The 25,595-nt window shown below is 45.0% G+C and carries 22 protein-coding genes; 14 read left to right on the top strand and 8 right to left on the bottom strand.

Annotated elements, in window-relative coordinates; genetic code table 11:
* Positions 1-166: 166 nt before the first annotated feature.
* Together AB4180_RS06745 and AB4180_RS06740 are read left to right on the top strand one after the other, a co-directional pair.
* Positions 167-1,153 (top strand): SPOR domain-containing protein, encoded by a 987-nt coding sequence (locus AB4180_RS06745; RefSeq protein ID WP_102249037.1) that lies wholly within the window; start codon positions 167-169, stop codon positions 1,151-1,153.
* Positions 1,154-1,351: 198 nt separating this feature from the next.
* Positions 1,352-2,593 (top strand): NADH:ubiquinone reductase (Na(+)-transporting) subunit B, encoded by a 1,242-nt coding sequence (locus tag AB4180_RS06740; protein ID WP_102249036.1) that lies wholly within the window; start codon positions 1,352-1,354, stop codon positions 2,591-2,593.
* A gap of 91 nt (positions 2,594-2,684) precedes the next feature.
* Here the strand turns inward: AB4180_RS06740 and AB4180_RS06735 are convergent, their stop codons facing one another.
* From AB4180_RS06735 to AB4180_RS06720, 4 genes are all read right to left on the bottom strand, one after another.
* Complete coding sequence (locus AB4180_RS06735) at positions 2,685-2,936, bottom strand: DUF6482 family protein (protein WP_017103429.1); 252 nt, start codon at positions 2,934-2,936, stop codon at positions 2,685-2,687.
* A 141-nt stretch (positions 2,937-3,077) separates the two neighbouring features.
* Positions 3,078-4,775: a hypothetical protein gene (locus tag AB4180_RS06730; RefSeq protein WP_102249035.1), complete on the bottom strand. Its 1,698-nt coding sequence runs from the start codon at positions 4,773-4,775 to the stop codon at positions 3,078-3,080.
* Between the two features lie 202 nt (positions 4,776-4,977).
* The gene (gorA, locus tag AB4180_RS06725) at positions 4,978-6,333 is read right to left on the bottom strand and encodes a glutathione-disulfide reductase (protein WP_102249034.1); all 1,356 of its coding nucleotides are present in this window, start codon (positions 6,331-6,333) and stop codon (positions 4,978-4,980) included.
* 188 nt (positions 6,334-6,521) lie between these two features.
* A complete protein-coding gene (locus AB4180_RS06720) occupies positions 6,522-7,361 on the bottom strand; it encodes a 23S rRNA (adenine(2030)-N(6))-methyltransferase RlmJ (protein ID WP_102249033.1) in 840 nt (279 codons plus the stop codon).
* Between the two features lie 279 nt (positions 7,362-7,640).
* Between AB4180_RS06720 and prlC the strand changes: the two genes are divergently transcribed.
* Positions 7,641-9,683 (top strand): oligopeptidase A, encoded by a 2,043-nt coding sequence (prlC, locus tag AB4180_RS06715; protein ID WP_102249032.1) that lies wholly within the window; start codon positions 7,641-7,643, stop codon positions 9,681-9,683.
* A 68-nt stretch (positions 9,684-9,751) separates the two neighbouring features.
* Here prlC and asnC read toward each other — a convergent pair whose 3' ends face one another.
* Positions 9,752-10,216 (bottom strand): transcriptional regulator AsnC, encoded by a 465-nt coding sequence (gene asnC, locus AB4180_RS06710; RefSeq protein ID WP_009848066.1) that lies wholly within the window; start codon positions 10,214-10,216, stop codon positions 9,752-9,754.
* A gap of 126 nt (positions 10,217-10,342) precedes the next feature.
* On the opposite strand from asnC, the gene AB4180_RS06705 reads away from it, so the two are divergent.
* The 3 genes from AB4180_RS06705 to AB4180_RS06695 all read left to right on the top strand — a co-directional run bounded on the left by AB4180_RS06705 (position 10,343) and on the right by AB4180_RS06695 (position 15,062).
* Positions 10,343-13,450: an EAL domain-containing protein gene (locus AB4180_RS06705; protein ID WP_347231267.1), complete on the top strand. Its 3,108-nt coding sequence runs from the start codon at positions 10,343-10,345 to the stop codon at positions 13,448-13,450.
* 120 nt (positions 13,451-13,570) lie between these two features.
* Entirely contained in the window at positions 13,571-14,350 is a 780-nt protein-coding gene (locus AB4180_RS06700; protein WP_017099236.1) for a class I SAM-dependent methyltransferase, read from the top strand.
* Positions 14,351-14,471: 121 nt separating this feature from the next.
* Positions 14,472-15,062 (top strand): hypothetical protein, encoded by a 591-nt coding sequence (locus AB4180_RS06695; protein ID WP_017099237.1) that lies wholly within the window; start codon positions 14,472-14,474, stop codon positions 15,060-15,062.
* Positions 15,063-15,221: 159 nt separating this feature from the next.
* Here the strand turns inward: AB4180_RS06695 and AB4180_RS06690 are convergent, their stop codons facing one another.
* Positions 15,222-16,100, bottom strand: coding sequence for a carboxylate/amino acid/amine transporter (locus tag AB4180_RS06690; RefSeq protein WP_009848062.1), 879 nt, complete (start codon positions 16,098-16,100; stop codon positions 15,222-15,224).
* A gap of 52 nt (positions 16,101-16,152) precedes the next feature.
* Positions 16,153-16,587 (bottom strand): universal stress protein UspA, encoded by a 435-nt coding sequence (gene uspA, locus AB4180_RS06685; protein WP_009848061.1) that lies wholly within the window; start codon positions 16,585-16,587, stop codon positions 16,153-16,155.
* 189 nt (positions 16,588-16,776) lie between these two features.
* Here uspA and ftnA point away from each other — a divergent pair, with 189 nt between their 5' ends.
* From ftnA to AB4180_RS06665, 4 genes are all read left to right on the top strand, one after another.
* On the top strand, positions 16,777-17,304 hold the full coding sequence (ftnA, locus tag AB4180_RS06680; protein ID WP_004735556.1) for a non-heme ferritin: 528 nt from the start codon (positions 16,777-16,779) through the stop codon (positions 17,302-17,304).
* 68 nt (positions 17,305-17,372) lie between these two features.
* Complete coding sequence (gene uspB, locus AB4180_RS06675) at positions 17,373-17,696, top strand: universal stress protein UspB (RefSeq protein WP_009848060.1); 324 nt, start codon at positions 17,373-17,375, stop codon at positions 17,694-17,696.
* A gap of 250 nt (positions 17,697-17,946) precedes the next feature.
* Complete coding sequence (locus AB4180_RS06670; RefSeq protein WP_017099238.1) at positions 17,947-19,140, top strand: NAD(P)/FAD-dependent oxidoreductase; 1,194 nt, start codon at positions 17,947-17,949, stop codon at positions 19,138-19,140.
* A gap of 124 nt (positions 19,141-19,264) precedes the next feature.
* Positions 19,265-19,672 (top strand): hypothetical protein, encoded by a 408-nt coding sequence (locus AB4180_RS06665; RefSeq protein ID WP_017099239.1) that lies wholly within the window; start codon positions 19,265-19,267, stop codon positions 19,670-19,672.
* Positions 19,673-19,820: 148 nt separating this feature from the next.
* On the opposite strand, the gene AB4180_RS06660 is transcribed toward AB4180_RS06665, so the two are convergent.
* Positions 19,821-20,714 (bottom strand): DMT family transporter, encoded by an 894-nt coding sequence (locus tag AB4180_RS06660; RefSeq protein WP_017099240.1) that lies wholly within the window; start codon positions 20,712-20,714, stop codon positions 19,821-19,823.
* 138 nt (positions 20,715-20,852) lie between these two features.
* Between AB4180_RS06660 and rmuC the strand changes: the two genes are divergently transcribed.
* The 4 genes from rmuC (at position 20,853) to ubiB (ending at position 25,565) form a co-directional block, all read left to right on the top strand.
* Positions 20,853-22,385, top strand: a complete 1,533-nt coding sequence (rmuC, locus tag AB4180_RS06655; RefSeq protein WP_017099241.1) for a DNA recombination protein RmuC — start codon at positions 20,853-20,855, stop codon at positions 22,383-22,385.
* A 65-nt stretch (positions 22,386-22,450) separates the two neighbouring features.
* Positions 22,451-23,230, top strand: a complete 780-nt coding sequence (gene ubiE, locus AB4180_RS06650) for a bifunctional demethylmenaquinone methyltransferase/2-methoxy-6-polyprenyl-1,4-benzoquinol methylase UbiE (protein ID WP_029222994.1) — start codon at positions 22,451-22,453, stop codon at positions 23,228-23,230.
* Between the two features lie 98 nt (positions 23,231-23,328).
* Positions 23,329-23,934, top strand: a complete 606-nt coding sequence (locus tag AB4180_RS06645) for an SCP2 domain-containing protein (RefSeq protein ID WP_017099242.1) — start codon at positions 23,329-23,331, stop codon at positions 23,932-23,934.
* Positions 23,931-25,565, top strand: coding sequence for a ubiquinone biosynthesis regulatory protein kinase UbiB (gene ubiB / locus AB4180_RS06640; RefSeq protein ID WP_102249030.1), 1,635 nt, complete (start codon positions 23,931-23,933; stop codon positions 25,563-25,565). Before AB4180_RS06645 ends, ubiB begins: the two co-directional genes overlap by 4 nt.
* Positions 25,566-25,595: the final 30 nt, after the last annotated feature.

Genomic DNA, 25,595 nt, shown 5'->3' with positions numbered 1-25,595 from the left:
AAAAAAATCACTAAACTAAGAGTCGTAAGCAATTACGGCTCTTTTTTTGCTTAATGAATTTGGAACTTAGTACCATTGATAGAGTCAATAGTACTTAAAATGGAATTCATGTTTTATCGACACTTGTTCGGTAATAATTAACCCCTAGAGGGTTTAAGTGGTGGTTATGAAGTTGACAATGAATGTTGTATGTCGTGCTGTGGTTAGAAATTATCGTATGGGGCTTATTGCTGCATCCCTGTTGGTATCAAGCCAAGTTAATGCCGAATCGGTTCTATGCGATGCGACTCAGGCAAGCATCAATCAGTTACCACAGCTAGAACAATCATGTCCGATTGGTAACGGTGTTTGGGGCAGTAAAGCGCCTAAACATCATTCAGATAACGATCTGTTTTGGGTTCAATGTGGTTTGTTGAATAAGCCTTTGTCACTGAGCAAAGCAAAGCCATTGTATGAGAAGATTTCAACGAACGTATGGATGAAGCCCGAAGGTGGAGACTATCGCTGCCTAATTGGTCCTTATTCTACTTTTTCTGATGCGAGAAAAGACTTAGCTCAGGTACGTAAGGTTTCTGGCTATGGCGAAGCCTTTATTCGTATGGTTGATAAATCGAAGACCTCTTCTTCACAACCGGTCGTGACCAAAGCAATGAAGTCAAAAACGGCAGAGCCAAAAACGGTTAAGCATCAAGCCCCAGTTAAGGCTAAAGTAGCAGCGAAACCAGCGCCGAAGCCGATAGCTGCTGCTCAAAAAACTGCAGTCGCGAGTGCTGCTGCCATTCAAGCTTTCCCTAGTCATGGTGCAAATTCAGACAATGATCTGAACATTGAAATACGCATGACAGCGAGTGTTGCGGCTAGTAAATATGCGATTCCTTATCTTTTAGGTGATGAACAACAGTTTTATATGGAGCAAGGTAAACCTTGGAGCCGACTCGATTACGACAGTGCCGAATTAGTATGTGATAAGATTAATATGACGCTGTTGACTGAAAAGCAGTGGCAAAGTCTCTTAGGGTCGAAGGTCATGGAAAATCAGAACTGGCCAATGCATCTACCTTATTGGGGAGCGGATAAAAAAGGCCTGTTTACTAACGGTAACGTAAACCAGCTTAAAGGCTCCTCACTACTTAATGTGATGTGTGTGAAATAACGAAGACGTGCGTAATACCAAATAAGCCTCAGCCATTGCTGGGGCTTTGTTGTTTATACGCCTTTCTTTTCAATATCAGGTCTATTTCCGGATACTCGGATTTTCAATACAAATTTGATTAAAAATAGCTAAAAATTGTTCAAATAGAGCAGTTGGTGCGTAGAAAACCATAACTCAAGCAATAAGGTGATTGAGATTATGAGTTTGAAGAAACGATTAGAAGACGTAGCCCCGCGTTTTGAAGCCGGAGGTAAATACGAAAAGCTTTACCCTGTCTATGAGGCGTTTGCCACCATCTTTTATACGCCCGGCAACGTAAACCGAGGCTTGACCCATGTTCGAGATAGTATCGATCTCAAGCGAATTATGATTCTGGTGTGGCTGGCGACTTTCCCTGCCATGTTCTGGGGCATGTATAACGTCGGGCACCAGAGTGTCTCGGCACTTACATCCAGTTATCAACTTAACGAACTTACCTCGGTTATTGAGAGTAGTTGGCGCTTGTCATGGGCATTTGGTGATGCACAGTCATTGATAGTAAGTAGCTGGGGAAGTCAAATGCTGCTCGGGGCTCTCTACTTCTTACCCGTTTACGCGACAGTTTTCGTCGTCGGTGGTTTCTGGGAGGTGCTGTTTGCCGTTGTACGTAAGCATGAGGTCAACGAAGGATTTTTTGTTAGCTCGGTTCTCTTTGCCTTAATTCTTCCACCGACTATCCCGTTATGGCAAGCAGCGCTAGGTATCACCTTTGGTATCGTTGTCGCGAAAGAGCTGTTTGGTGGCACAGGGCGAAATTTCCTTAATCCAGCGCTTGCTGGTCGAGCCTTTCTCTACTTTGCCTATCCTGCCAACATGTCGGGTGGGCTTGTGTGGGTTGCCGCTGACGGCTATTCAGGCGCGACACCACTGAGTCAATGGTATGAGGGTGGCAGTACTTCGCTTATCAATAACATGACTGGCGAGGCGATCACTTGGATGGACGCCTTTATCGGTAATATTCCGGGTTCGATGGGCGAGGTTTCTTCATTGCTTATCATGTTGACGGGGCTGATTCTGATTGTCATGAAGATCGCCTCTTGGCGCATTGTTGCCGGTGTGATTATCGGTCTCGTCGTGACTTCGAGTTTGATGAACTGGATTGGCTCTGATACCAACTCGATGTTCACTATGCCGTTCTACTGGCACTTTGTATTGGGCGGTGTTGCCTTTGGCACTTTCTTTATGGCAACCGACCCAGTTTCTGCCGCGTTTACTAATCAGAGTAAGTGGGCTTACGGGATTCTGATCGGTGTGATGACGGTCGGTATTCGAGTGCTCAACCCTGCTTATCCAGAGGGCATCATGTTGGCGATCTTGTTTGCTAACCTTTTTGCTCCGCTGTTCGACTTTGTAGTGAAAGAGCAAAACATCAAACGCAGGCAGAAACGAACATTGCGCTGATTTCAGTGCAGATAGGGAAAGCGATTCCCATAAGAAAGGCTTGCACCGCTGCAAGCCTTTCAATTTTTATTGCGATTGATTTGAAGTTGATTTAACTCCACTTCAAATCAATTTCGAATGGTTGGGTGTTACCACAATGCTCACCGCACATCTCATCGTATGCACTGTTGTGTATCAGCATTGCTGACGATACGCCTTGATCACTGAAGTGGTCGCGGGCTTGGTTAACACTCAAAAACTTCATTGGGTGCTGGTGGTCGTCTTTGATTAATTGCTTTTGCTCGCCAATGATTTGGTAAGCCAAGTAGATCCCGCCTTCAAATGATTCAATGAGTAGATTCATAACAAACTCCATGTTGTTCTCGATAGTTCTTTGTTTCTGTATCTACGTTGATGGTTGTTTGAAGGTTCATGTGTGTTAAAAATGAAAAAACCAGAAGCTCAGCTTCTGGTTTATTAATAAGTAATCAAATTAACTCAAAGGTTAGTTGATTTTTTGCATGATGCTCACACGGCCTGTTGTTGATCCGTCTGGAGTCATTTTACGGCGAGTTAGCAACCCTTCATCCCAGTTAGTACCTGCTGGCTGATACTCCCATTTAATGATGTATTCTTGATTATTACCATTTGCATCAACAGGACATTTATCTCCTGAACCAGGAATATAACCATTGTCAGTATCATCACAGAAGCGCACGACTGAGTTTAGATCTGTCAGGGTTGCTTTTGATTCACGTCCTGAAATGTTAAACCACCAATAGTCAATTGCAGCAAGCTCTTCATAGGTATACTTCTTGCCTGAGTCTTCAAGATCTGCCGGTGAGTTTGCATTGCACTCTTTCCCTGATACGGTAGCGCCCTCAGAATCAAATACCATTCTCATGACAGCATTTTGTCCATCAGCGCAAATCTGAGTGGTATCCCAAGACCCAGTGAAATCCACGTACCTTTCGTCACTAGGTGTTTCTACGTGATAGTAGAAATTCAAACTTTCTTCGATACGCTTTGCTTTATTTGATTCGCTTGATGGGTCGCTTAACTCTGTTTTTGAACGAATCTGTGTGTATATTTTTGTAATTGGGTCATAGCTACCTGAAAGAGTTTCATATTGGTATGAAGGGGTTGCATCGCCTTCATCTCGATCATCTTCCAGTTTGTTTGGCGTGTAGTGGTTGAGGACTTGTTGATTCCCTTCAATGAAAGGTGCCTCATCGTAACGTCCTGGCTTAGGTGTGGTATTTTCTTTGCTTTTATCAAGTAGAAGGTAAGAAAACGGAGCGTTTAGGGTGAAGTCTGGGTGAGCTGTTTGATTGCAGCCTGCAGAACTCCCTGCCAATACACAGCTGATGTACTTTTCAGCGTCTGCGTATGACAATAAAGAGTCGCTGTCACTTACAGCAATAAGACCATTGGCTGAATCTTGATAAGTGAAGTAAGGCGTGCCACGTGTATGTTCAAACACAGCTTTAGGGAGCATTTTGTCAGCGTGAACTAACATTGTTTTGTCGTTAGGGCGGTTGTTTGGATCGTTAATATCATACTGTCTCACCATGATTGAGCGAATAAATTGCCCATTTTTCGCTACAAATGGATTGGCATCAGCGCTGCCGCGAACAGTCCCTGATTTTTCTCCGAATGCTTTCTCCATATGAGCCAATGCTTCAGATTCATTAGTAATTGAAGTGACTCCCATCGCTGTTAGGAAGTCTGTAACAGAATCACGGTCATCTAGACTTAGGTTTTTCATCTTCGCTAACGTCGCAGCATCAGGTTCGCGCAACGCATCTGGAATTGTCAGTACTTCATCAGAAGCGCTACCAAATTGGTTATCTAAAGACTGAAGTAGAATTGCTAAATTTAGAGCTCGGTCGTATTTGCCCGCCGCTTCAAATGGTGTCAGTACATCACGGTTTGATGCTGCCCCTACTTTCAAGCCATTTTCACCACCAATGAAGAAGGTCACCGTATCGTCAGACTTAGCGGTAAATTCGCCTTCGCTGTTTGTGATGCCCTTTGAACCAGAGCTAGTACTGTAGTAGATACCTTCAACAGCGGCATCGATAAATTTGTTGGTTGTTGTTGATGGTTCTGTCGGTGTTGTGACACCTGAATTAGAACTGTCGCTACCACAACCTGTTAAAGCCACTGCAATCGCTGCTGCGAGAATACTCACTTTTTTCATTACTCGTACATCCTTCATGTATTAGAGCTAATTGTTTTTTTTATGCGTGTAATTTTATAGCGCGCGATTGTAGTTTGCTCTTGATTCCAAGTTAAGTATGTAAAATGCTGTTCGGTTAATAAATATCCCGACCATACGGTAAAAAACAAAAAAAGCCGACATAGGTCGGCTTTTGTATAATATTTCTTTGACTTACAGTGGTTTATCGCATTGTAACAAATTCTTCGCTGCCCGTTGGGTGAATTGCCACAACAGAGTCGAAATCTGCTTTGGTTGCGCCCATTTTCATTGCAACACCGAAGCCTTGAATCATTTCATCGACAGTGAAACCGATACCGTGTAGGCCAACTACAGTCTCTTCTTCGCCAGCACACACTAGCTTCATCTTACAAGGTTGACGGTGTTGAGTGACTGCAGTGTACATTGCAGTAAAACCAGACGTGTATACCTTGATGTTGTCTTTGCCGTATTGCTCTTCAGCTTCTTGAGTCGTTAGACCAATGGTGCCAATAGGTGGGTGGCTGAATACAACAGTAGGTACTAGCTTGTAGTCCATCTTCGCGTTGGTTTGACCGTTGAATAGACGCTCAGAAAGTTGACGGCCGGCTTTAACAGCAACAGGTGTTAGCTCGATACCGCCTTCCATGATGTCACCAACACAGTAGATGCCAGGAACGTTGGTTGCTTGGAACTCGTCTACTTTGATGTAGCCACGGTCGTTAGTTGCAACGCCAGTTGATGCTAGGTTGATAGCGTCAGTGGCTGGGTGACGGCCTATAGCCCAGATTAGGTGGTCAACGTTTTGAGTGTTGCCGTTCTCTAGGTGCAGAGTCAGTGTGCCATCTGCTTCTTTCACTACTTCTTTAGGAACTGAGTGCGTGTGAAGTGTTGGACCTTCCGCTTCCATTACTTCAACCAGTGTTTCTACGATCATTGGATCGAAGCTACGTAGTGGCGACTCTTTACGACAGAACAGGTGTGTTTCTGTGCCAAGTGCACTTAGTACGCCTGCGATCTCAACTGCGATGTAGCCCGCGCCGATAACAGCAACACGTTTAGGTTGCTCCATCAGGTCGAAGAAACCGTTTGAGTCGATACCGTGCTCTGCGCCAGGGATGTTTGGAATGGTTGGACGACCACCTACTGCGATCAGGATGTGATCAGCAGTGTAGTGTTCACCGTTAACTTCAACAGTCTTTTCGTCAACAAACTTAGCAAAGCCTTTGATTACGTTTATTTTGTTGTTACCAAGAACGCGATCGTAAGATTGGTGGATACGACCAATGTACGCTTGGCGGTTTTCAACCAGTTTGCCCCAGTTGAAGCCTTTTACGTCAACGTCGAAGCCGTAGTCTTTTGAATATAGGTTGATCGCTTCAGCAACTTGAGCACCGTGCCACATAACCTTTTTAGGAACACAACCAACGTTTACACAAGTACCACCAAGGTCTTGAGCTTCGATAAGTGCAACTTTTGCACCGTGCATTGCTGCGCGGTTAGCTGATGCGATGCCGCCTGAACCGCCGCCGATACAGATGTAATCAAAATGAGTCGCCATTACTTTCTCCATTTATTGAAGGCTGTGGGTACAGTGAGTGCACTGAACACCTACGTCCTATAGATTCTTAAATTGTCTAATTATTATATTGAGGGCAGATTGGTTGAACTCAATCTCCCTGTTTAAAATTTATTCGTGTACGTCACAATCTGCTGAATATTCGTCAGAGCATGACGTTAAGTTCGAGATTACTCGGGTACGATCCACTCTACTTTGAAGTGACCGGTTGCCGGCGCAATTGCTTCCTTCAAGAATGGAAGAATTTCGTTCATTTGGCTTTCTAGCTTCCAAGGCGGGTTGATAACAATCATGCCTGATGCTGTCATGCCACGCTCATTGGTGTCTGGTGATACGCCAAGTTCGATTTGTAGAATCTTGTTAATGCCTAGGCCTTCAAGTCCTTCAATCATGTCTTCGATATCACAGCGGTTTACCACTGGGTACCAAATTGCGTAGATACCAGTTGCCCAGCGTTTATGGCTCTGAGCAATCGCAGTCACAACATCACGATACTCTTTTGCCAGCTCGTAAGGTGGGTCGATCAGTACCAAACCACGACGTTCTTTAGGTGGCAGGCTGCCTTTTAGGCGTTGGAAGCCATCTTCTTTGTAGATAGATACCTGACGATCGCGGTGGAACTCTTGCTCAAGCAGAGGGTGGTCTGCAGGGTGAAGTTCGGTTAATACCATGCGGTCTTGGTCGCGCAGGTGTGCACGTGCAACACGTGGTGAACCTGGATAGAAACGCAGTTTTTCGCCATTGTTGAGTGCAGAGATAGACTCAAGGTAGCTTTGAATGTCTTCAGGAAGTTCTGTTTGTGCCCAGACGCGTGCAATACCTTGTTTGTATTCGCTCGTTTTTTCAGACCATTCATGCGTTAAGTCGTAACGACCTACACCAGAGTGAGTGTCATGGTAAACAAAAGGCTTATCCTTTTGTTTCAAAGAATTAAGAATAAGGCTCTGTACGATATGCTTTACTACGTCGGCATGGTTACCTGCGTGGAAGCTGTGGCGATAACTTAACAAATTAAACTCTCGTAACACTCTCGAATTAGAGTGTGGTTAGTGTAGGTGTGGTTAGTTTGACTATTATAACCCCCAATGGACCATAAATTCTCGAACAATTCAGGAACAGTCGCTAGCAATATGCAGTTAGTTATTGGTTCTACTATTGAAATTTGCCTTGTTGGGCACTATCTAATAACTATTCGCAGGTGATTTTTTAGGGCGACCCTGAGCCTGATGACTGTAAGACGACCTCATTACAAAAAAGACGAAAGTCTCTAAAGCCAAAGGAATGTTTATATGTCTAATCCGCTATTAACCTTCACGGACTTACCTCCGTTTTCACAGATCAAACCTGAGCACGTTAAGCCAGCGGTTGAGCAAGTGATTGAAGAGTGTCGCAACAAGATAGAACAAGTACTTGAAGGTAATACTTCACCAAGCTGGGACAACCTCGTTGCTCCAATTGATGAAGTGGATGATCGTTTGGGCCGCATTTGGTCACCTGTAAGCCATATGAATTCTGTGATGAACAGTGACGAACTGCGTGACGCTTATGAGAGCTGTCTGCCTGTACTTTCTGAGTACGGCACGTGGGTCGGCCAACACAAAGGTTTGTTCGAAGCGTATAAAGCGATCAAGGCGAGCGAAGCATTCTCGGCATTAAACCAAGCTCAACAAAAAACCATTACCGATGCACTGCGTGACTTTGAATTGTCGGGCATTGGCTTACCAGCGGACGAACAGCATCGCTACGGTGAGATCAGCAAGCGCCAGTCTGAGCTAGGTTCTCAATTCTCAAACAACGTGCTTGATGCCACCATGGGCTGGAGCAAGCAGATCACAGACGTCGCTGAACTGGCCGGTATGCCTGAATCAGCACTGGCGGCAGCACAAGCCGCGGCTGAATCTAAAGAGCAAGAAGGTTACCTACTGACTCTGGATATCCCATCCTACCTACCTGTGATGACCTACTGTGATAACCAAGATCTACGTAAAGAGCTTTACGAAGCTTACGTAACGCGTGCTTCAGATCGCGGTCCAAATGCTGGCAAGTGGGACAACACTGAGATCATCACTGAACAACTTAAGCTGCGTCACGAGATCGCTCGCATGCTGGGTTTCAGCACCTACAGCGAGAAATCTCTGTCGACGAAGATGGCAGAAACGCCAGACCAAGTACTTGGTTTCCTTAACGACCTAGCAGTAAAAGCCAAACCGCAAGGTGAGCGCGAAGTAGAAGAGCTACGTCAGTTTGCTGAGAAAGAGTTTGGTGTCTCTGAGCTAAACCTGTGGGACATCGCTTACTATAGCGAGAAACAAAAACAGAACTTGTTCGAGATCTCTGATGAAGAGCTTCGTCCATACTTCCCTGAGTCGAACGCAGTTTCTGGTTTGTTCGAAGTACTAAACCGTGTGTTTGGTATGTCGGTGACTGAGCGTGAAGGTGTGGATACATGGCATGATTCAGTGCGCTTCTTTGACATCTTTGATGCGACAGGCACATTGCGCGGTAGCTTCTACCTAGATCTATACGCACGTGAACACAAACGTGGCGGCGCTTGGATGGATGACTGTCGCGGTCGTCGCATTACTCAATCTGGCGAGTTACAAACGCCAGTGGCTTACCTAACGTGTAACTTCAACAAGCCAGTCGGTGATAAGCCTGCGCTATTTACGCACGATGAAGTGGTTACCTTATTCCACGAATTCGGCCACGGTATCCACCATATGTTAACGCAAGTTGATGCGGGTGCTGTGTCAGGAATCAATGGCGTGCCTTGGGACGCGGTTGAGTTGCCAAGTCAGTTCCTCGAGAACTGGTGTTGGGAAGAGGAGGCGCTGTCGTTCATCTCTGGTCACTTCGAAACCGGTGAAGCGTTACCGAAAGAGATGCTAGAGAAGATGCTAGCGGCGAAGAACTTCCAATCTGCGATGTTTATTCTGCGTCAGCTAGAGCTTGGTTTGTTCGATTTCACGCTACACACTGAATACGACCCTGAAATCGGCGCTCGCGTACTAGAAACGCTAGCGGATGTTAAGTCTAAGGTATCGGTACTGCCAAGCCTAGATTGGAACCGATTCTCACACAGCTTTGGTCACATCTTTGCTGGTGGCTACAGTGCGGGCTACTACAGCTACCTGTGGGCAGAAGTGCTATCGGCAGATGCGTTCTCAGCATTTGAAGAAGAGGGTATCTTCAATACTGAAACCGGTAATCGTTTCTTGAATAACATCCTTGAAATGGGTGGCAGTGAAGAGCCAATGGAGCTGTTCAAACGCTTCCGTGGTCGTGAGCCACAAATCGACGCAATGCTTCGTCATGCGGGTATCAGCGCTTAATACTGTGCTGGTCAGAATGTGAAAAGAGCCTCCTTGTGAGGCTCTTTTTGTATCGATTTATCAAACGATTATGGATTTACATTGCGGTTGATAGGGTTCTGCAATGAAATCAGTGTCTCAGTCGATTGAACCTCGTCAATCGCCTGCAATTTATCGATCAGTACGAACTGCAACTCTTCGATCGATTTACACATCAGCTTTACGAAAATGTTGTAGGCGCCAGTGGTGTAGTACGCCTCAACCACTTCGTCTAACGCATTTAGCTTGGCAATGGCTGAGTGGTAATCACGAGCTGCATTGAGGTTGATACCAATAAAACAACACACGTCGTAACCAAGCTTCTTGGTGTTTACCACAACCTCGGTTCGCTCAATAATGTCGGCCGATCTCATCTTTTCGATACGAACGTGAATCGTCGCGGGGCTGACATCGAATTTCTTTGCCATTTCAGCATAAGGCGTGCGCGCATCTTCCATTAAGGTTTTGAGAATGGCACGGTCTAGATCATCCAGACGAGCTGTAGTTGTGGACATGCATAATCCTTAGGGTGAATAAAAAACATACCGGCTTTAGTACACATCATAGCCAAGGGTGATAATATTAGCAGCAACTATAGTGTTAGGGTGAATTCAGTGCGATTTTCGTTGTTTTTGATTGTTATGTGTTGGAGTGCTTTTGTTTCAGCTCAAACAAAAGATGTGTTGGTTATTCACTCTTATCATCAGGGTTTTTTCTGGACTGATGATTTCCACAAAGGATTATCAGAAGAACTGGACCGTGACCGACTATCGTATCGAGTTGTTTATTTGGATAGTAAACGAACTCAAAACCCAGAATACTTAGAGCGCGTTTATCAGCTTTATCACACCAAGTTGATGCATGAAGAATTTGCTGCGGTTGTGGTCAGTGACAATAACGCCCTTAATTTAATGAAGCGCCTTGCGCCCGATCTCAAAAATACGCCAGTAATCTTTGGTGGCATCAACAATTTCTCCCCTGAAATGATTGAAGGTTTGAACGCGACGGGCATTACTGAAGATATTGATTTATTGGGTAATATTGAGCTAATTAAGCGCCTTCAAACAAACGTAAAGAAGATATACATTGTTACTGACCATTCAGTAACAGGTGAGGCTATCCGCTCACAAATCGATCGTTCTATTGAGGCTCACCCCAACTTTTCCGATTTGCTGGAGCACTATGTGCCTGACTCTTACCAAGAGTTAATTGCGTTTTCTCAGCGAACCGATCTAGATCAGAGCTTACTCTTTTGGGCATATTATCGCGATGCTAAAGGCAACGTGAGTAGCGTTGAAGACTGGCGACAATTGAACATTAAAACCCAAATGCCACTGTATATGGTGCACGATTTGGGGTTGGGTTTTGGGGCGATAGGCGGTGTTATTCAAAGTGGTGAAACGCAAGGTCGAGATACGGGACGTGTTTTACTAAAGGTATTAGCAAACCCAAATGAACCTCTGCCTTTAGTCGCACCTGGCGCATCGGAAATTAAACTCGACTACCAACAGATGTCACGCTGGGGGCTGGGAACTGAGAATGAAGCTTCAATTACTTTTCTCAATAAGCCTCAGTCATTCTTGGTGCGTTATCACGATGAAATTCGAACAATAGGTTTGCTGTTTCTGGTTATGTCGTGTGTTATTGCGACCTTGGTTTACTACCTCAACCGCCTCAAGAAAAGTGAGCGTGCTAGCCGACAAAGCCAGCTGTTACTGGAGTCGATATTCGATCAAAGTCTACAGTACATGGGTATTCTTGATAAAGGCGGTGTACTGCTGTCGAGCAACAGTAAGCTGCATGAGCTTCTTTATAATCAAGGTTATAAATTAGGAACACCTCTCCAAGAATATTGGGAGGATGCCGCGGGCGAAGCGCTGAAGGAGTATTTTGCTGAAAGGGATGATTATCCAACCTTACGATTTGAGGCTGAGGTATGGTGCCGTGATCGTGGTGGAATGGTGCTAGATATCTCTTTAAAGCCGATGCCGAGCAGTGAAGAGGACACCATTCAGTTCTTATTTGAAGCTCGTGATGTTACCTCACGAAAGCTTGCTGAGAACAAATTGTTCCAACGTGAAGCGAATCTCAAACTGTATTACGACAAGCAACCGGTGATGATGATTACACTGGATGTCAATAATCGCATTCAGCAAGTGAACCAGTTTGCTGAAGAATTACTAGGTTATCCACTTGATCTGCTTTTGGGGCATCGCCCTAGAGAATTTTATGTGGATGAGAACGCGATGATTCCTCGTCATATCTTGTTGCAACCACAGCACAAAATTCGCGGCGTGTGGCGCCGTGATATCGAGTATCGTCATGCGGACGGTAGAACGATCTGGATTCGTGAAAATATTCGTCCACTGGTCGACTCGGGTCAGCTGTTGATTGTTGGAGAAGACATTACCGAAACCCGCGAACTTTCTGAAAAGTTAGAATACCAAGCGCGTTATGACCTGCTTACAGACACTTTCAACCGCAACCACTTTGAGCAAGAGCTACAAAAGGCGCTGAAAGAGGTTGAGAGTCATATGAGAACTCATGCGATGTTGTTCTTAGATTTGGACCAATTGAAGGTACTGAACGATACTGCTGGGCATGAAGCGGGTGATGCCGCGATTTTATTTAGCGCTAATCTGATAGAAGATGTGCTTCCTTACAATGCTGTGTTAGCTCGGATGGGGGGAGATGAGTTTGCGGTACTAATCAAAGACTGTACTGAGCGAGATGCTGTCAATGTCTGTCACAGTATTATATCGATGATGAGTGAGAATCCATTCTTATGGGGTGATATTCACCTCAATCTTACTTGTTCTATCGGAATTCGATTGATTGACCATACTGCCGCTTCATCACAAATGGTGCATGCACAGGCGGATGCCGCTTGCCATGCCGCTAAAGAGGAAGGGCGAAATCGTTATCACCTTTATCATCTAGATGATGAAGATCTGCGCCGTCGCCATTTAGAAATGGAATGCGTTAACTTGGTACACGAAGCCTTAGCCAATGATCGCTTGGAGTTATTTGCCCAACGTATTCTTGGTCTAGAGGAAAATAGCAACAAAATGCACTTTGAGATACTGGTGCGGATCAAGAACGTCCAAGGTGAGTACATTTCACCGGGGATCTTCATGCCAGCCTCCGAGCGCTATAACATCGCGCATTTGATTGATCGCCAAGTCGTCAGTCAGACGTTGAATTGGTTGGAGCAACGCCCACATCTCGTTGATGATTTGGGGATGTGTTCGATAAACCTTTCTGGTCACTCGATGGGTAACCGAGAGTTTGTTGAATTCTTGATTGAAAGTTTGGCGAGCTCATCAGTGCCTTGCCATAAGGTTTGTTTAGAGATCACTGAAACGGCCGCCATGAGTAATATGAAGCAGGCAATCAACTTCTTTACTCGAATTAAAGAGCTCGGCTGTTTGATTGCTCTGGATGATTTTGGTTCAGGCTTGTCGTCATTCGGATATCTGAAGGCATTGCCCGTTGATATTGTGAAAATTGATGGCCTGTTTGTGCGTGATATTGATGTTAACGAGATGGACTATGTGATGGTTCGTTCGATCAATGATTTAGCGAAGCAGATGGGCAAGCACACGGTGGCTGAATTTGTTGAAAATACTCAGATTCTCGATAAGTTAATTGAACTCGGTGTTAACTATGCTCAGGGCTATGTTATTGGTCGACCGAAGCCACTGGCTGAGCTTGTTGAAGAGTTAAGGCAAGAACGAGAGATAGAGTAATTGTTTTAGGTAAGCCGACCGAGCTGGGAATACTTTTCACCGCTAATATGTATTGTTGAGGCAATCAGGTAAACTGGTTGCCTCTTTTGTTTTGAATACTACTGTCTGTTGGAGACGACCTTGCAATTACAACTGATTTGCGAAGATGCTACCCAAATCGATCATTTAAATGACTTAGCGACCCGTTGGAATTTATCTCATGATGAAAGTAGCGAGTTTGCCTTGGTACTGACTCGCGAGCGACTTGAGCTACGTAAAGTCGATGAACCTAAGCTTGGCGCTATTTTTGTTGATTTAGTCGGAGGCGCAGTCGGCCACAGACGTAAGTTTGGTGGTGGTAAAGGTCAGGCAATTGCTAAGGCGGCAGGTCTAAACAAAGGCGCAACGCCAACTATTCTTGATGGTACAGCAGGCTTAGGGCGTGACGCATTTGTATTGGCTTCGTTGGGCTGTAAAGTGCAGATGGTAGAGCGACATCCAGTTGTGGCTGCATTATTGGATGACGGCCTGCAGAGAGCAAAAAAAGACCCAGATATCGGCGGTTGGGTTAGCGAACGTATGAAGTTGATTCACGCTTCAAGTCACGATGCGCTGGATAAACTTAGCAACGACCCTAACTTCGAACAGCCTGATGTGGTGTACCTCGATCCTATGTACCCACACCCAGAGAACAAGAAGAAGTCGGCTTTGGTTAAGAAAGAGATGCGAGTATTCCAATCTTTGGTTGGCGCCGACCTGGATGCCGATGGCTTGTTTGAGCCTGCGATGAAGCTGGCAACTAAGCGCGTTGTGGTCAAAAGACCGGATTACGCAGCATGGTTAGACGAGCAAAAACCGAGCATGGCAATCGAAACTAAAAAGAACCGCTTTGATGTGTATGTGAAAGCATCAATGACTTAGAGACACACTAAGAAAATTTTCCGTCATAAATACGATAAATCACCATTTAACACTTGCGATAGTCGCGTTACGGATGTATATCTAACTAAGAATCATTATTATTCTTAGCTGGAGTTGTAGCATGGCTAAACGCTTTTGTAAGTTAAACCGTCGAGATATCACTGAACACCTAGGAGAGATCCACAGCTTGGTTACTGAACCTAAGTTTGTGTGTCGTTCTTGTGCGCGTTCTTCGGCGGATCAAGCTAACCTATGCAAACCAACCGCAATTCCACCTCTTGGTTGTCAAAATAAACCCGTTGAAGAAAAAGCCGCATGCGGCCTGTTAGCGGAAACATTACCTGTACCCGAGCTATCACTTGCTGAAATCAACGAGACTCTTGAACCTGTTGTTCAAATGTTCGATCCAGCCGTTGCTGATATTGCCGCTGATGTTGTAGATAAAAAAGCACCACAGAAAAAAGCCAAACTGAAAAAACGAATCGCTAATGCGAGTGGTGATGAAAAAGCCGACCTCAAGCGAGCGAAGAAAGCGGCCAAAAAACAAGAGAAGTACAACAAAAAACTCGCGAAGATGATTAAGAAGCAGCAAAAGCTGTTTAAGAAAAGTCAAAAACTGGAAAGTAACCTTGAACGTATCAACCTACAACTTGATGACGTCGCTTTCACTGAAACCAAGACTCAGGTAGTGAGCCATAGTCACATTCACTGAAACTGGTACGGATAACTTATTGCTACAACGATGATTTAAAAAGAGCGACCTTAGGTCGCTCTTTTGCTTTTTTGGGTTATCAGAGCTAACTCATTTAGCTCTGTTCACTTAGCTTAGTTTAGTTAGCTTAGTTTAGTTCACTTAGCTCAGTGAAAGCGGTTAGGCGTTGCTTGTGGATCTCGCAACACGCTTTTTCACCCATGTCTCGTTGACGAACAGAGAGAACAAGATAACCGCGCCGCCAATGGCCAATCGAACCAAGTCGACGTCTCTGTTCCAAATCAGAATGTTCACTACAAGGCCGGCTGGAACTAAGGCGTTGTTCATTACAGCCAGTGCACCAGCATTCACCATGCATGCACCTTTATTCCACATAAAGTAACCTAGCCCCGAAGCAATCAAGCCAAGATAAATCAGGATGCCCCATTGAAGCGTGGTTGTTGGCAGCTTCTCAGGGTTACCTAAGAGTATGAAAGCAACCGAAGCGACGCATAACGCACCCAAATAGAAGTAACCAAATACTGTGCGCTGAGGTAACTCTGTCGATTCCTTCTCCATCACTACTTTGTAAGCAACTTGGCCGATAGCAAAGCACAGGTTTGCACCTTGGACTACGAGGAAACCGACTAAAAAGTTTTCGTTGATACCCGCGAATTTAATGAATACAGCGCCCAATACAGCAATCGCCGCTGTCACTAAATACCACGGAGAGAATTGTCCTTTGAGGAAGTCATAAATAAGCGTGACGTAAATTGGGGTAAAAACGGTAAACAGAAGGACTTCAGGAACGGATAGCAGCAAGAAAGATTGGTAATAGAAGCAGTACATCAGCCCAAGCTGGATACCACCAATCGTCATCAACTTAGCTATCAGCTTACGCGAGATACCTCGAAACTTCAGGAAAGGAAGAAATACAATGCCAGCAAGGGCAACACGCATTAATACAGAGAACCAAGAATCAACCTGACCAGCAAGGTAAACGCCGATCAGGCTAAAAGAGAAGGCCCATAAGAGGGTAACACTAGCTAAATAGCTCATATAAAAACTTCGTTAATAAGATATGAGCTGTATGTTACCTAACCTTAATTCATTAGTCTTCTGAATCTCTTAGAGGCACGACCAGCATATCAACCGGCGAGGCATTGATCAGTTGTCGTGTTGAAGAGAGCAATTTGCTCCAGAAGTCTTGATGGTGCCCACAAACCACTAAATCAACATTGAATTCATTGATGGTGTCACACAGTTCATGACTCAGGTCGCCGCTGCCCACTAAGGTGTGGGTAATCGGGTATTGAGCGTGTTCTGCAAAATTTTGTAGCTGAACTCGAGATGCTTCCATCGCGTTGTGCTGGGTTTCTGCCATGTTGATATCAATAAGGCCGGTATAGAGCTCTGCATAATTAATATCGATATGGATAAAAGAGACTTTGGCTTCCAATGGCTTAGCCAATGCTACCGCTTTATCCACAAGTAATTTGCTGTCATCTGATAAATCGACTGCGACCAAAATATGTTTGTAACTCATATCGCTACCTCTTCTATTCATTGCCTAACTAAAGACTAGCACTATGCAATCCCTTTTTTTGCTGAAGTGATCTCATATCCACTGTCTTGCGTAATGTTTGCTCGAAATATTGGTTAACTAATGGCCTGCGAGATATTCATAAAATAGTGATATAGTAGAGAAAACTGAAGATGTAATTAGGAGTCTTAAATGCTATCAAAAACTATGGTAGAGCAACTGAACGATCAAATTAATCTAGAATTTTTCTCATCCAACCTATACTTACAAATGAGTGCTTGGTGTGAAGACAAAGGATTTGAAGGTGCAGCAGAGTTTCTGCGTGTTCATGCAGTAGAAGAAATGGAACACATGCAGCGTCTTTTTACTTACGTAAGTGAGACAGGTGCAATGCCAATTTTAGGTGCGATTGAAGCGCCAAAACATGAATTTGATAGCCTTGGGGCTGTGTTCCGTGAAACTTACGAACATGAGCAAATGATTACTCAAAAGATCAACAAACTGGCTCACGTTGCTTTCAGCACACAAGATTACTCAACCTTTAACTTCCTGCAATGGTACGTTGCAGAGCAACACGAAGAAGAGAAGTTGTTTAAAGGTGTATTGGATAAGCTAGAGCTTGTTGGTGAAGACGGTAAAGCATTGTTCTTTATTGATAAAGACCTAGCGCAATTGGCAAAAGATGGTTCATCTTCAATTATGGAAGCTCCTGCCGTTTAGGTAGTACGAGAAAGACACTGATTATCTTTTTCTTTTGAGTTTTCTTATGAAGATGTAAGGAGGAAAGGATGATCAGCGGCGACACTATTCTATTTGCACTAATGGTTGTGACTTGTGTGAACTGGGCGCGTTATTTTACTGCGCTAAGAACACTCATTTATATTATGCGAGAAGCACACCCTCTACTATATCAACAAGTAGATGGAGGCGGTTTTTTCACAACCCATGGCAATATGACCAAACAGGTTCGTCTGTTTAGTTACATCAAAAGCAAAGAGTATCACCACCATCACGACGAAGTTTTTACGTCGAAGTGCGATCGTGTAAGGCAGTTATTCATACTCTCTTCTGCTCTGTTAGGTGTAACGTTGCTGTCTTCTTTCATCGTCTAAGCCATTTACTACGATTGAAGTAGAGCTTAGATTTTTGGTGTAAAGCTTCGGTTGTTGGTTCGCCAAGCCAAACAGTGGCTTGCTGCTGTCTGCAAATCGTACAATTGAACATCAATTGCAAAGTTTAAAATTGCCGCTAAAATAGCGAGCAATTAGTAAGGATGTGCTGTTTATGCACATCCTTTTTTATTGATGGCATTTCGAGAACAGGGCGTACTCGGGCTGCACAAGTGAAGAAAAGCAGAACCACATGAGTGAAAAATTTGATGTAATCGTAATTGGTGCGGGCGCCGCGGGCTTAATGTGCGCTGCGGAAGCGGGCAAACGCGGCCGACGAGTGCTGGTGGTTGATCATGCAAAGAAACCGGGCAGAAAAATTTTAATCTCAGGTGGCGGTCGTTGTAACTTTACTAACTATGATGTTTCAGCCAACAATTTCCTGTGTAACAACCCTCACTTCGTGAAGTCAGCTTTATCTCAATACACCAACTGGGATTTTATCTCGATGGTGAGCAAGTACGGCATTGAGTTCGAAGAGCGCGATCACGGTCAGTTGTTCTGTGTGAATGACCACACAGCAAAAGACATCGTGAGCATGCTGCTTGACGAGTGTAAGCAAGCGAAAGTCGAACAACGCTACCGTTGTGATGTTCACTCCATCGAAAAAACAGACGCTGGCTTCAAGGTGCACCTCAATACCGACGAAGTTGAGTGTGACTCACTCGTTGTAGCGACAGGCGGTTTGTCTATGCCTAAGCTAGGCGCAACGCCATTTGGCTATAAGATTGCAGAGCAGTTTGGTTTGTCTGTAATGCCAACTATTGCAGGTTTAGTGCCATTCACTCTGCATAAAGAAGACAAAGAAGCTTTCGCTGAGCTTTCTGGTATCGCAATTCCTGCTGAGATCACAGCGCAAGACGGCACTTTATTTAAAGAAGCGTTGCTGTTTACGCACCGCGGCTTATCTGGTCCTTCGGTACTGCAAATCTCTTCATTCTGGAAAGCGGGTCAGTCGGTTTCTATCAACCTAGTACCTGAAGTGGACGTTGCTGAACTGCTTGAAAATTCTCGCGAGAAACACCCAAATCAGAGCCTGAAAAATACCTTGGCGAAAGCACTACCAAAGCGTTTTGTGGAAGTGCTGATTGATCGTAAAGAGCTTGAAGACAAGCCGCTTAAACAGTTCAACGAAAAGCAGCTTAGTGGCATCGTTGAGCACCTAGAGAACTGGAAAATTGCACCCAATGGCACGGAAGGTTATCGAACTGCCGAAGTGACTCTAGGCGGAGTGGATACTGATCACCTATCTTCGAAAACCATGGAGTGTAAGAGTGTGTCTGGCCTCTACTTTATCGGTGAAGTAATGGACGTAACGGGTTGGTTAGGGGGCTATAACTTCCAATGGACGTGGTCGTCTGGTTGGGTTGCAGGCCAAAACGTATAGCACAGTGGCACTGGCTAAGCTTATTCATTTAGAACATTTTCAGTCAGTAGAAAGAATGACTTCGTCACAAATGATAAAGATTATAAGTGATTGATGTTTTAATTATTTAAATGAGGGGTTTGCAATGAATCAGACAAAAGTAAAAAGCATTCTATTGGCAGCAGGAGCGATGAATGTTGGTGCTGTTTTACTGTTTTCACGCTTTTTTACGAATAGTGCCATTAACGAAGCCGATCCCGTAGTAATGTCCAACTTTGGACTGATTATGATCGTCGTTTGGGGTCTAGCGTACCTTGGGGCTGCAACAATCAATGCGAACATCAAATATCTTGCTGGTGCTTTCTTTATTGAAAAGTTGGTTTATGTGGTTGTTTGGGTGAATTGGCTTTCCAATAATACGCTATCACCAGTATATGAAGCGGATACGATGGCTGGCGTGTTTTACACAATTTATGGCGTAAATGATTTTATATTTATGATCTTGTTTTTCATGATATTTAAGTCCAAATTTGATATGAAAAACAACGGTTGAATATCGAACATTGAGACTTACAACTTAATGTTATCTTACAGAAAAATGGCGAGTCATATGACTCGCCATTTTTGTATCTAACATCTAATTGAGAAAATTAGACTATATCGATAGCTTTTCGTGCTCAATCGAGTCTTTTAGCTCTTATTTACGTAGGGTTTTTCTTTGAAAACTTGATCTGTTGAATCACCAAACCAGCAATGATTAGCAGTAAGCCAAACAGTGTCGCTGGGTGAATCTCTTCGCCAATGATGGTTGAAAGTAGCATTAGCGAAATAAACGGTGAGGCAAAAATTAGGTTGCTGATACGTGCCGTATTGTTGGTTAGCTTGAGTGCTGATAGCCACAAGACAAAGGTAATGCCCATCTCGAACAGGCCAACATAAGTCACAGCCATCCAACCTTTCGCTGTGATTTGGCTAAAACTCTCGCCTTCGTAAATGGTTAAACCGATCGCGAAGGGCAATGCCACTAAGAACCCAAGTAATACACCCACCACCGGGTCAGCCTTGTTTTTGGTATTGAGAATCCAGTAGCCCGCCCAAAGCAAGGTTGAAAGCAGCGCCAGTGCCACACCGAGTGGGCTATCGAACTGCATGCCTAATACATCACCTTTGGTGGCAATGACTACCACACCCGCATAGCTGAAGGTACACGCAATCCAATCTTGTTTACGAATCTTTTGTCCCAGAAACACCGCAGCCATTAAGGTTAGCGTGATAGCCCAGCTGTAGTTAATGGCTTGAGCTTGAGATGCAGGCAGCAGGTCGTAGGCTTTGAATAGAATCAGGTAATAGGCCAGTGGGTTAACCAAACCGAGCAGTAAGTAATACCAAGGGTTTGAAAGAAACGTGGTACTCAGCTGAGAAAGCTTGCCTTGAAACGCGCAGACTGCGATCAGCGCAATCGACGACACAATGCTGGCGATGGTCAGCATTTGAATCGGTGAAAACTCAGCAAGGGTCAGCTTAAAAGCAGTAGCGACTGTTGACCACAGTAATACCGCAGCAAGGCCAAAGCCCAAGGCACGACGTTCGTTCATAGCAACTCATTCTAATTTGATGGGGCAGAATACGGAGCGCTTAGTCTATCTGTCGAATTTTAATACGGCAAACTGGACATTTATCCAGTATCAAAATACCCTTTAATGAGTTATTTCCAATTAGGCTAAATCATTATCATGCAATGGATTATCGAACATCAGGCAACGCTTATTGCTGCTATTTCCGGCGCGCTCGTCAGCGGCGGTGTCGTGGGTTGGTGGATCAAACTGAAGTTCTCTTTTCAGCAGCGACTTCTTGAACAGCAATTAGAGTCCGACCGTTTGCTGCATGAGTCACAACAATCTCAGCTCAAATCTTCACTCGCAGAGGCACAACAAGAGCTCAATGAGTTGGATGATGATCGAGACAAAGCGGCATTTGAACTTAAGCAGGCGCATGGCAAGGTGATGGCTGCGATGGAGAAGCTGCGCTATTTTGAAGCCGTGAAGCAAGAGCGTCAGCAGTATGCCGATGATATCAATGTTCTTAAGGAGCATAAGTCTGAGTTGGAGGCTGAGCTTCGCGAGCAAGAAGCTAGGCACGACCAAGAAAATCTCGCCAACAGTGAAAAACTGCAGCTGTTAGAGCAGGCAGAGTCCCGATTGAAGCAGCAGTTTGAACTGTTAGCGAATCAACTGTTTGAGAGCAAAACCGCTAAGGTCGATCAACAGAACAAGCAAAGCCTAGAGGGTTTGTTATCACCGCTGAGAGAGCAGTTAGAGGGCTTTAAGAAGCAGGTTAATGATAGCTTTAGCCAAGAAGCCAAAGAGCGTCACACCTTAGTGCATGAGCTTAAAAACTTGCAGCGCCTCAATGAGAGCATGACGCGTGAAGCGGTTAACCTGACTCAAGCGCTAAAGGGTGATAATAAACAACAAGGTAACTGGGGCGAGGTGGTACTGGCTCGCGTGTTGGCGGATTCTGGCTTACGAGAAGGCCATGAATATCAAACGCAGGTGAACCTGCAAAACGATGCCGGCAAGCGTTATCAACCCGATGTAATTGTCCATCTGCCACAAGATAAGCAAGTGGTGGTCGATTCGAAAATGGCTTTGGTGGCATTTGAGCGCTACTTCAACGCTGAGACCGATCAACAACGCGACGCAGCACTGCGTGATCATCTAGCTTCACTGCGAGCGCATATTAAAGTCTTGAGTCAGAAGGATTATCATCAGCTCAAAGGTATACAGAGCCTTGATTATGTATTGATGTTTATTCCGGTAGAACCCGCGTTTCAAGTCGCGATTCAAGCTGACCCTAGCTTGGTCAAAGACGCGATGGAACAAAACATTATCTTGGTCAGCCCTACGACCTTGCTGGTGGCACTGCGTACCATTGATAACTTGTGGCGCAACGAAAGACAGAACCAGAATGCACAAATCATTGCGGAGCGGGCGAGCAAACTTTACGACAAGCTGCGCTTGTTTGTTGATGATATGGAAGGTCTTGGTAGCTCATTAGACAGAGCTAATCAAAGCTACCAAGGTGCCATGAATAAGCTGGTGACTGGTCGTGGTAACGTGATTCGTCAGGCCGAAAGCTTTAAGCAATTGGGTGTTGAGGTGAAGAAACCTATCTCGGTTGGCTTGGCGGAAATCGCTCAAAATGAGGCTTTTTCAGAAAATGCCTCCTTAGTAGAAAGACAACCCGCTGAGGATAAAGTAAACTAATCGGCCGCAGCGCCTCTAAAGAGAGAGTGTACTGTCGATGAGAACTTACCATGGTAGATAACAGCATTATGGACACAAGCGTGCAGACAAATTCAGCAGTAGAGTCAGAAACCACACACTTTGGTTTCGAAACAGTCGCGAAAGACCAAAAAGTCGCGAAAGTAGCAGAGGTATTTCACTCTGTAGCCGCTAAATACGACATCATGAATGACTTAATGTCGGGTGGTGTTCACCGCTTGTGGAAGCGATTCACGATTGATTGCAGTGGCGTGCGCCCTGGTCAACGTATCCTCGATCTTGGTGGTGGTACTGGCGACCTTACTGCGAAATTCTCGCGCATCGTTGGTGAAAAAGGCCACGTGGTTCTTGCTGATATCAACAACTCAATGCTGAATGTTGGCCGCGATAAACTGCGTGATAGCGGTATTGTTGGCAACGTACATTACGTTCAAGCCAATGCTGAAGAGCTGCCTTTCCCAGATAACTACTTCGATTGCATTACCATCAGCTTCTGTCTGCGTAATGTTACCGACAAAGACCAAGCGCTGCGTTCAATGTACCGCGTACTTAAGCCGGGCGGTCGTCTGTTGGTTCTTGAGTTTTCTAAGCCAGTGCTTGAGCCACTATCAAAGGTTTACGATGCATACTCTTTCCACCTATTGCCAAAAATGGGTGAGCTGATTGCTAACGATGCAGATAGCTATCGTTACCTTGCAGAATCAATCCGTATGCACCCTAACCAAGAAACCTTGGAAGGCATGATGCAAGAAGCGGGTTTTGAAAATACTAAATACTTCAACCTAACGGGCGGCATTGTTGCGCTGCACCGTGGTTACAAGTTCTAGTCGAACTTGGTAGCAGGCTCGTTGAGTGTGCTAAAAAATAAGAATAAAGATACAACGGATAGGTTAACGCTTATCCGTTTTCAAAGGTAAGGACAGTCATGCCATTTGATCCATTGGTCACCGCGGTTATTGAAACCTCTTTAAATACTTTCGTGAACGATGATCCAGCTTTGGTTCGTCGTTTGTCTCGTTTAAAGGGGCAGATCATTCAAGTTAATTTGAAAGAGCTGAACAAAACTCTCACTTTCGTTTTTAGCCAACAAATCGATGTGTTGTCTGACTACGAAGGACAACCTGATTGCTACCTATCTTTGAACCTCTCGGTACTGCCAGAACTGCGTGAGCAATCGAACATCACCAAGTTGATCAAGCAAGATAAGCTGATCTTAGAGGGTGATATTCAACTGGCTCAGAAATTTGCTCAGCTAATGACAGACTGCAAGCCTGACTTGGAAGAGTGGCTATCGCGCGTGACTGGAGATGTGGTTGCCCATACCTTGGTACAAGGCGTTAAGAATGTTGGTGGCCTTGTGGCTAAGCAAGCGACTAAGCATCAAAACCATCTCGCTCAGGTATTAACTGAAGAGTGGAAGATTGCACCAGCGCCATTAGAAGTGGCACATTTTTGCGATCAGGTTGACGACGTGAAAAGCTCAGCTGCACGTCTTGAAGCTAAACTGAACGCTCTGTTGGAGAAAGCATGACCCCAACAGAACTGAAACGTCTTTATCATATTATCAAGGTACAGTTGGAATACGGCCTTGATGAGTTGATGCCTGAGCACCAGTTGACCAAGGCTCCTTTGCTGGCGAGAAAGTCACTGTTTTGGCTCAAGAACAAACATCAAGATAAAGAGTTGGGTCATCGCTTGCGTTTAGCGTTGCAAGAATTAGGGCCTGTTTGGATTAAGTTTGGTCAGATGATGTCAACGCGTCGCGACCTATTTCCTCCTCATATCGCTGACCAATTGGCTTTATTACAAGACCAAGTGGCGCCATTTGATGGTCAATTGGCTAAGCGAGACATGGAAAAAGCGCTCGGTGGTAGCCTAGATAACTGGTTTACCGACTTTGATATCGAGCCATTGGCTTCTGCTTCTATCGCTCAGGTGCATACCGCGAAGCTCAAGGAGAGTGGTCGCGAGATTGTTCTGAAGGTTATTCGCCCTGATATTCGCCCGGTGATTGACGCAGATCTAAAACTGATGCACCGAATGGCGCGTATAGTCGCTAAGTCGCTTCCTGAAGCACGTCGTTTGAAACCGGTTGAAGTCGTTCACGAGTACGAAAAAACGTTACTTGATGAACTAGACCTGCGCCGAGAGGCGGCCAATGCGATTCAACTACGACGTAATTTTGAAGGCAGTGAAGAGCTGTATGTTCCAGAGGTTATCCCTGATTTAAGCAGTGAAACCTTGATGGTGTCAGAGCGAATCTATGGTATTCAGGTTTCGGATATTGAGACGTTAAACTCCAACGGCACCAACATGAAATTGCTCGCGGAACGTGGTGTGACCGTATTCTTCACCCAAGTATTTCGAGACAGCTTTTTCCATGCAGACATGCACCCGGGCAACGTATTCGTTAATCCAGAAAATCCAGATAACCCGCAGTGGATTGGTTTGGATTGTGGCATTGTCGGCACACTCAACAGTGAAGATAAGCGTTATTTAGCAGAAAACCTGCTGGCTTTCTTCAACCGAGATTATCGTAAAGTCGCTGAGCTGCACGTTGATTCGGGGTGGGTGCCACACGACACCAACGTCAACGACTTTGAGTTCGCGATTCGCATGGTGTGTGAGCCAATTTTTGCAAAACCACTTGGCGAGATCTCATTTGGCCATGTGTTGCTAAACTTATTTAATACAGCAAGACGTTTCAACATGGAGGTTCAGCCTCAGTTGGTACTTCTACAGAAGACCTTGTTGTATGTGGAAGGGCTAGGTCGTCAGTTGTATCCGCAACTTGATTTGTGGGCAACCGCCAAGCCTTTCCTTGAAACCTGGATGATGAATCAGGTGGGGCCGCAAGCTGTGATCAATGCAGTAAAAGAGCGCGCGCCATTCTGGGCAGAAAAACTGCCAGAGCTGCCAGAGCTGCTTTATGACAGCTTGCGCCAAGGTAAAGCGATGAACCACAGAATGGATCAGCTTTATCAAGGTTACCGAGATAGTAAGCGCCAGCAAGCAACTGGAAAGTTTTTGTTTGGCGTTGGAGCCACTTTAGTCGTATGCTCCGCAATATTAGTTTCAAGCCCTTATGAGCAGCTATCTATGGGCTGTGGCATCGCAGGTGTCACATTTTGGTTGCTTAGTTGGCGAGCTTACCGTCGTTAGACAGTAGACTCTCTTAATATTTTTTATGTG

The sequence above is a fragment of the Vibrio sp. 10N.286.49.C3 genome, from assembly GCF_041469545.1.
GTDB classification, from domain to species: Bacteria; Pseudomonadota; Gammaproteobacteria; order Enterobacterales; family Vibrionaceae; genus Vibrio; species Vibrio tasmaniensis_A.
The sequence above is the reverse complement of the archived record's forward strand: the minus strand, read 5'-3'. Positions and strand labels throughout refer to the sequence as shown.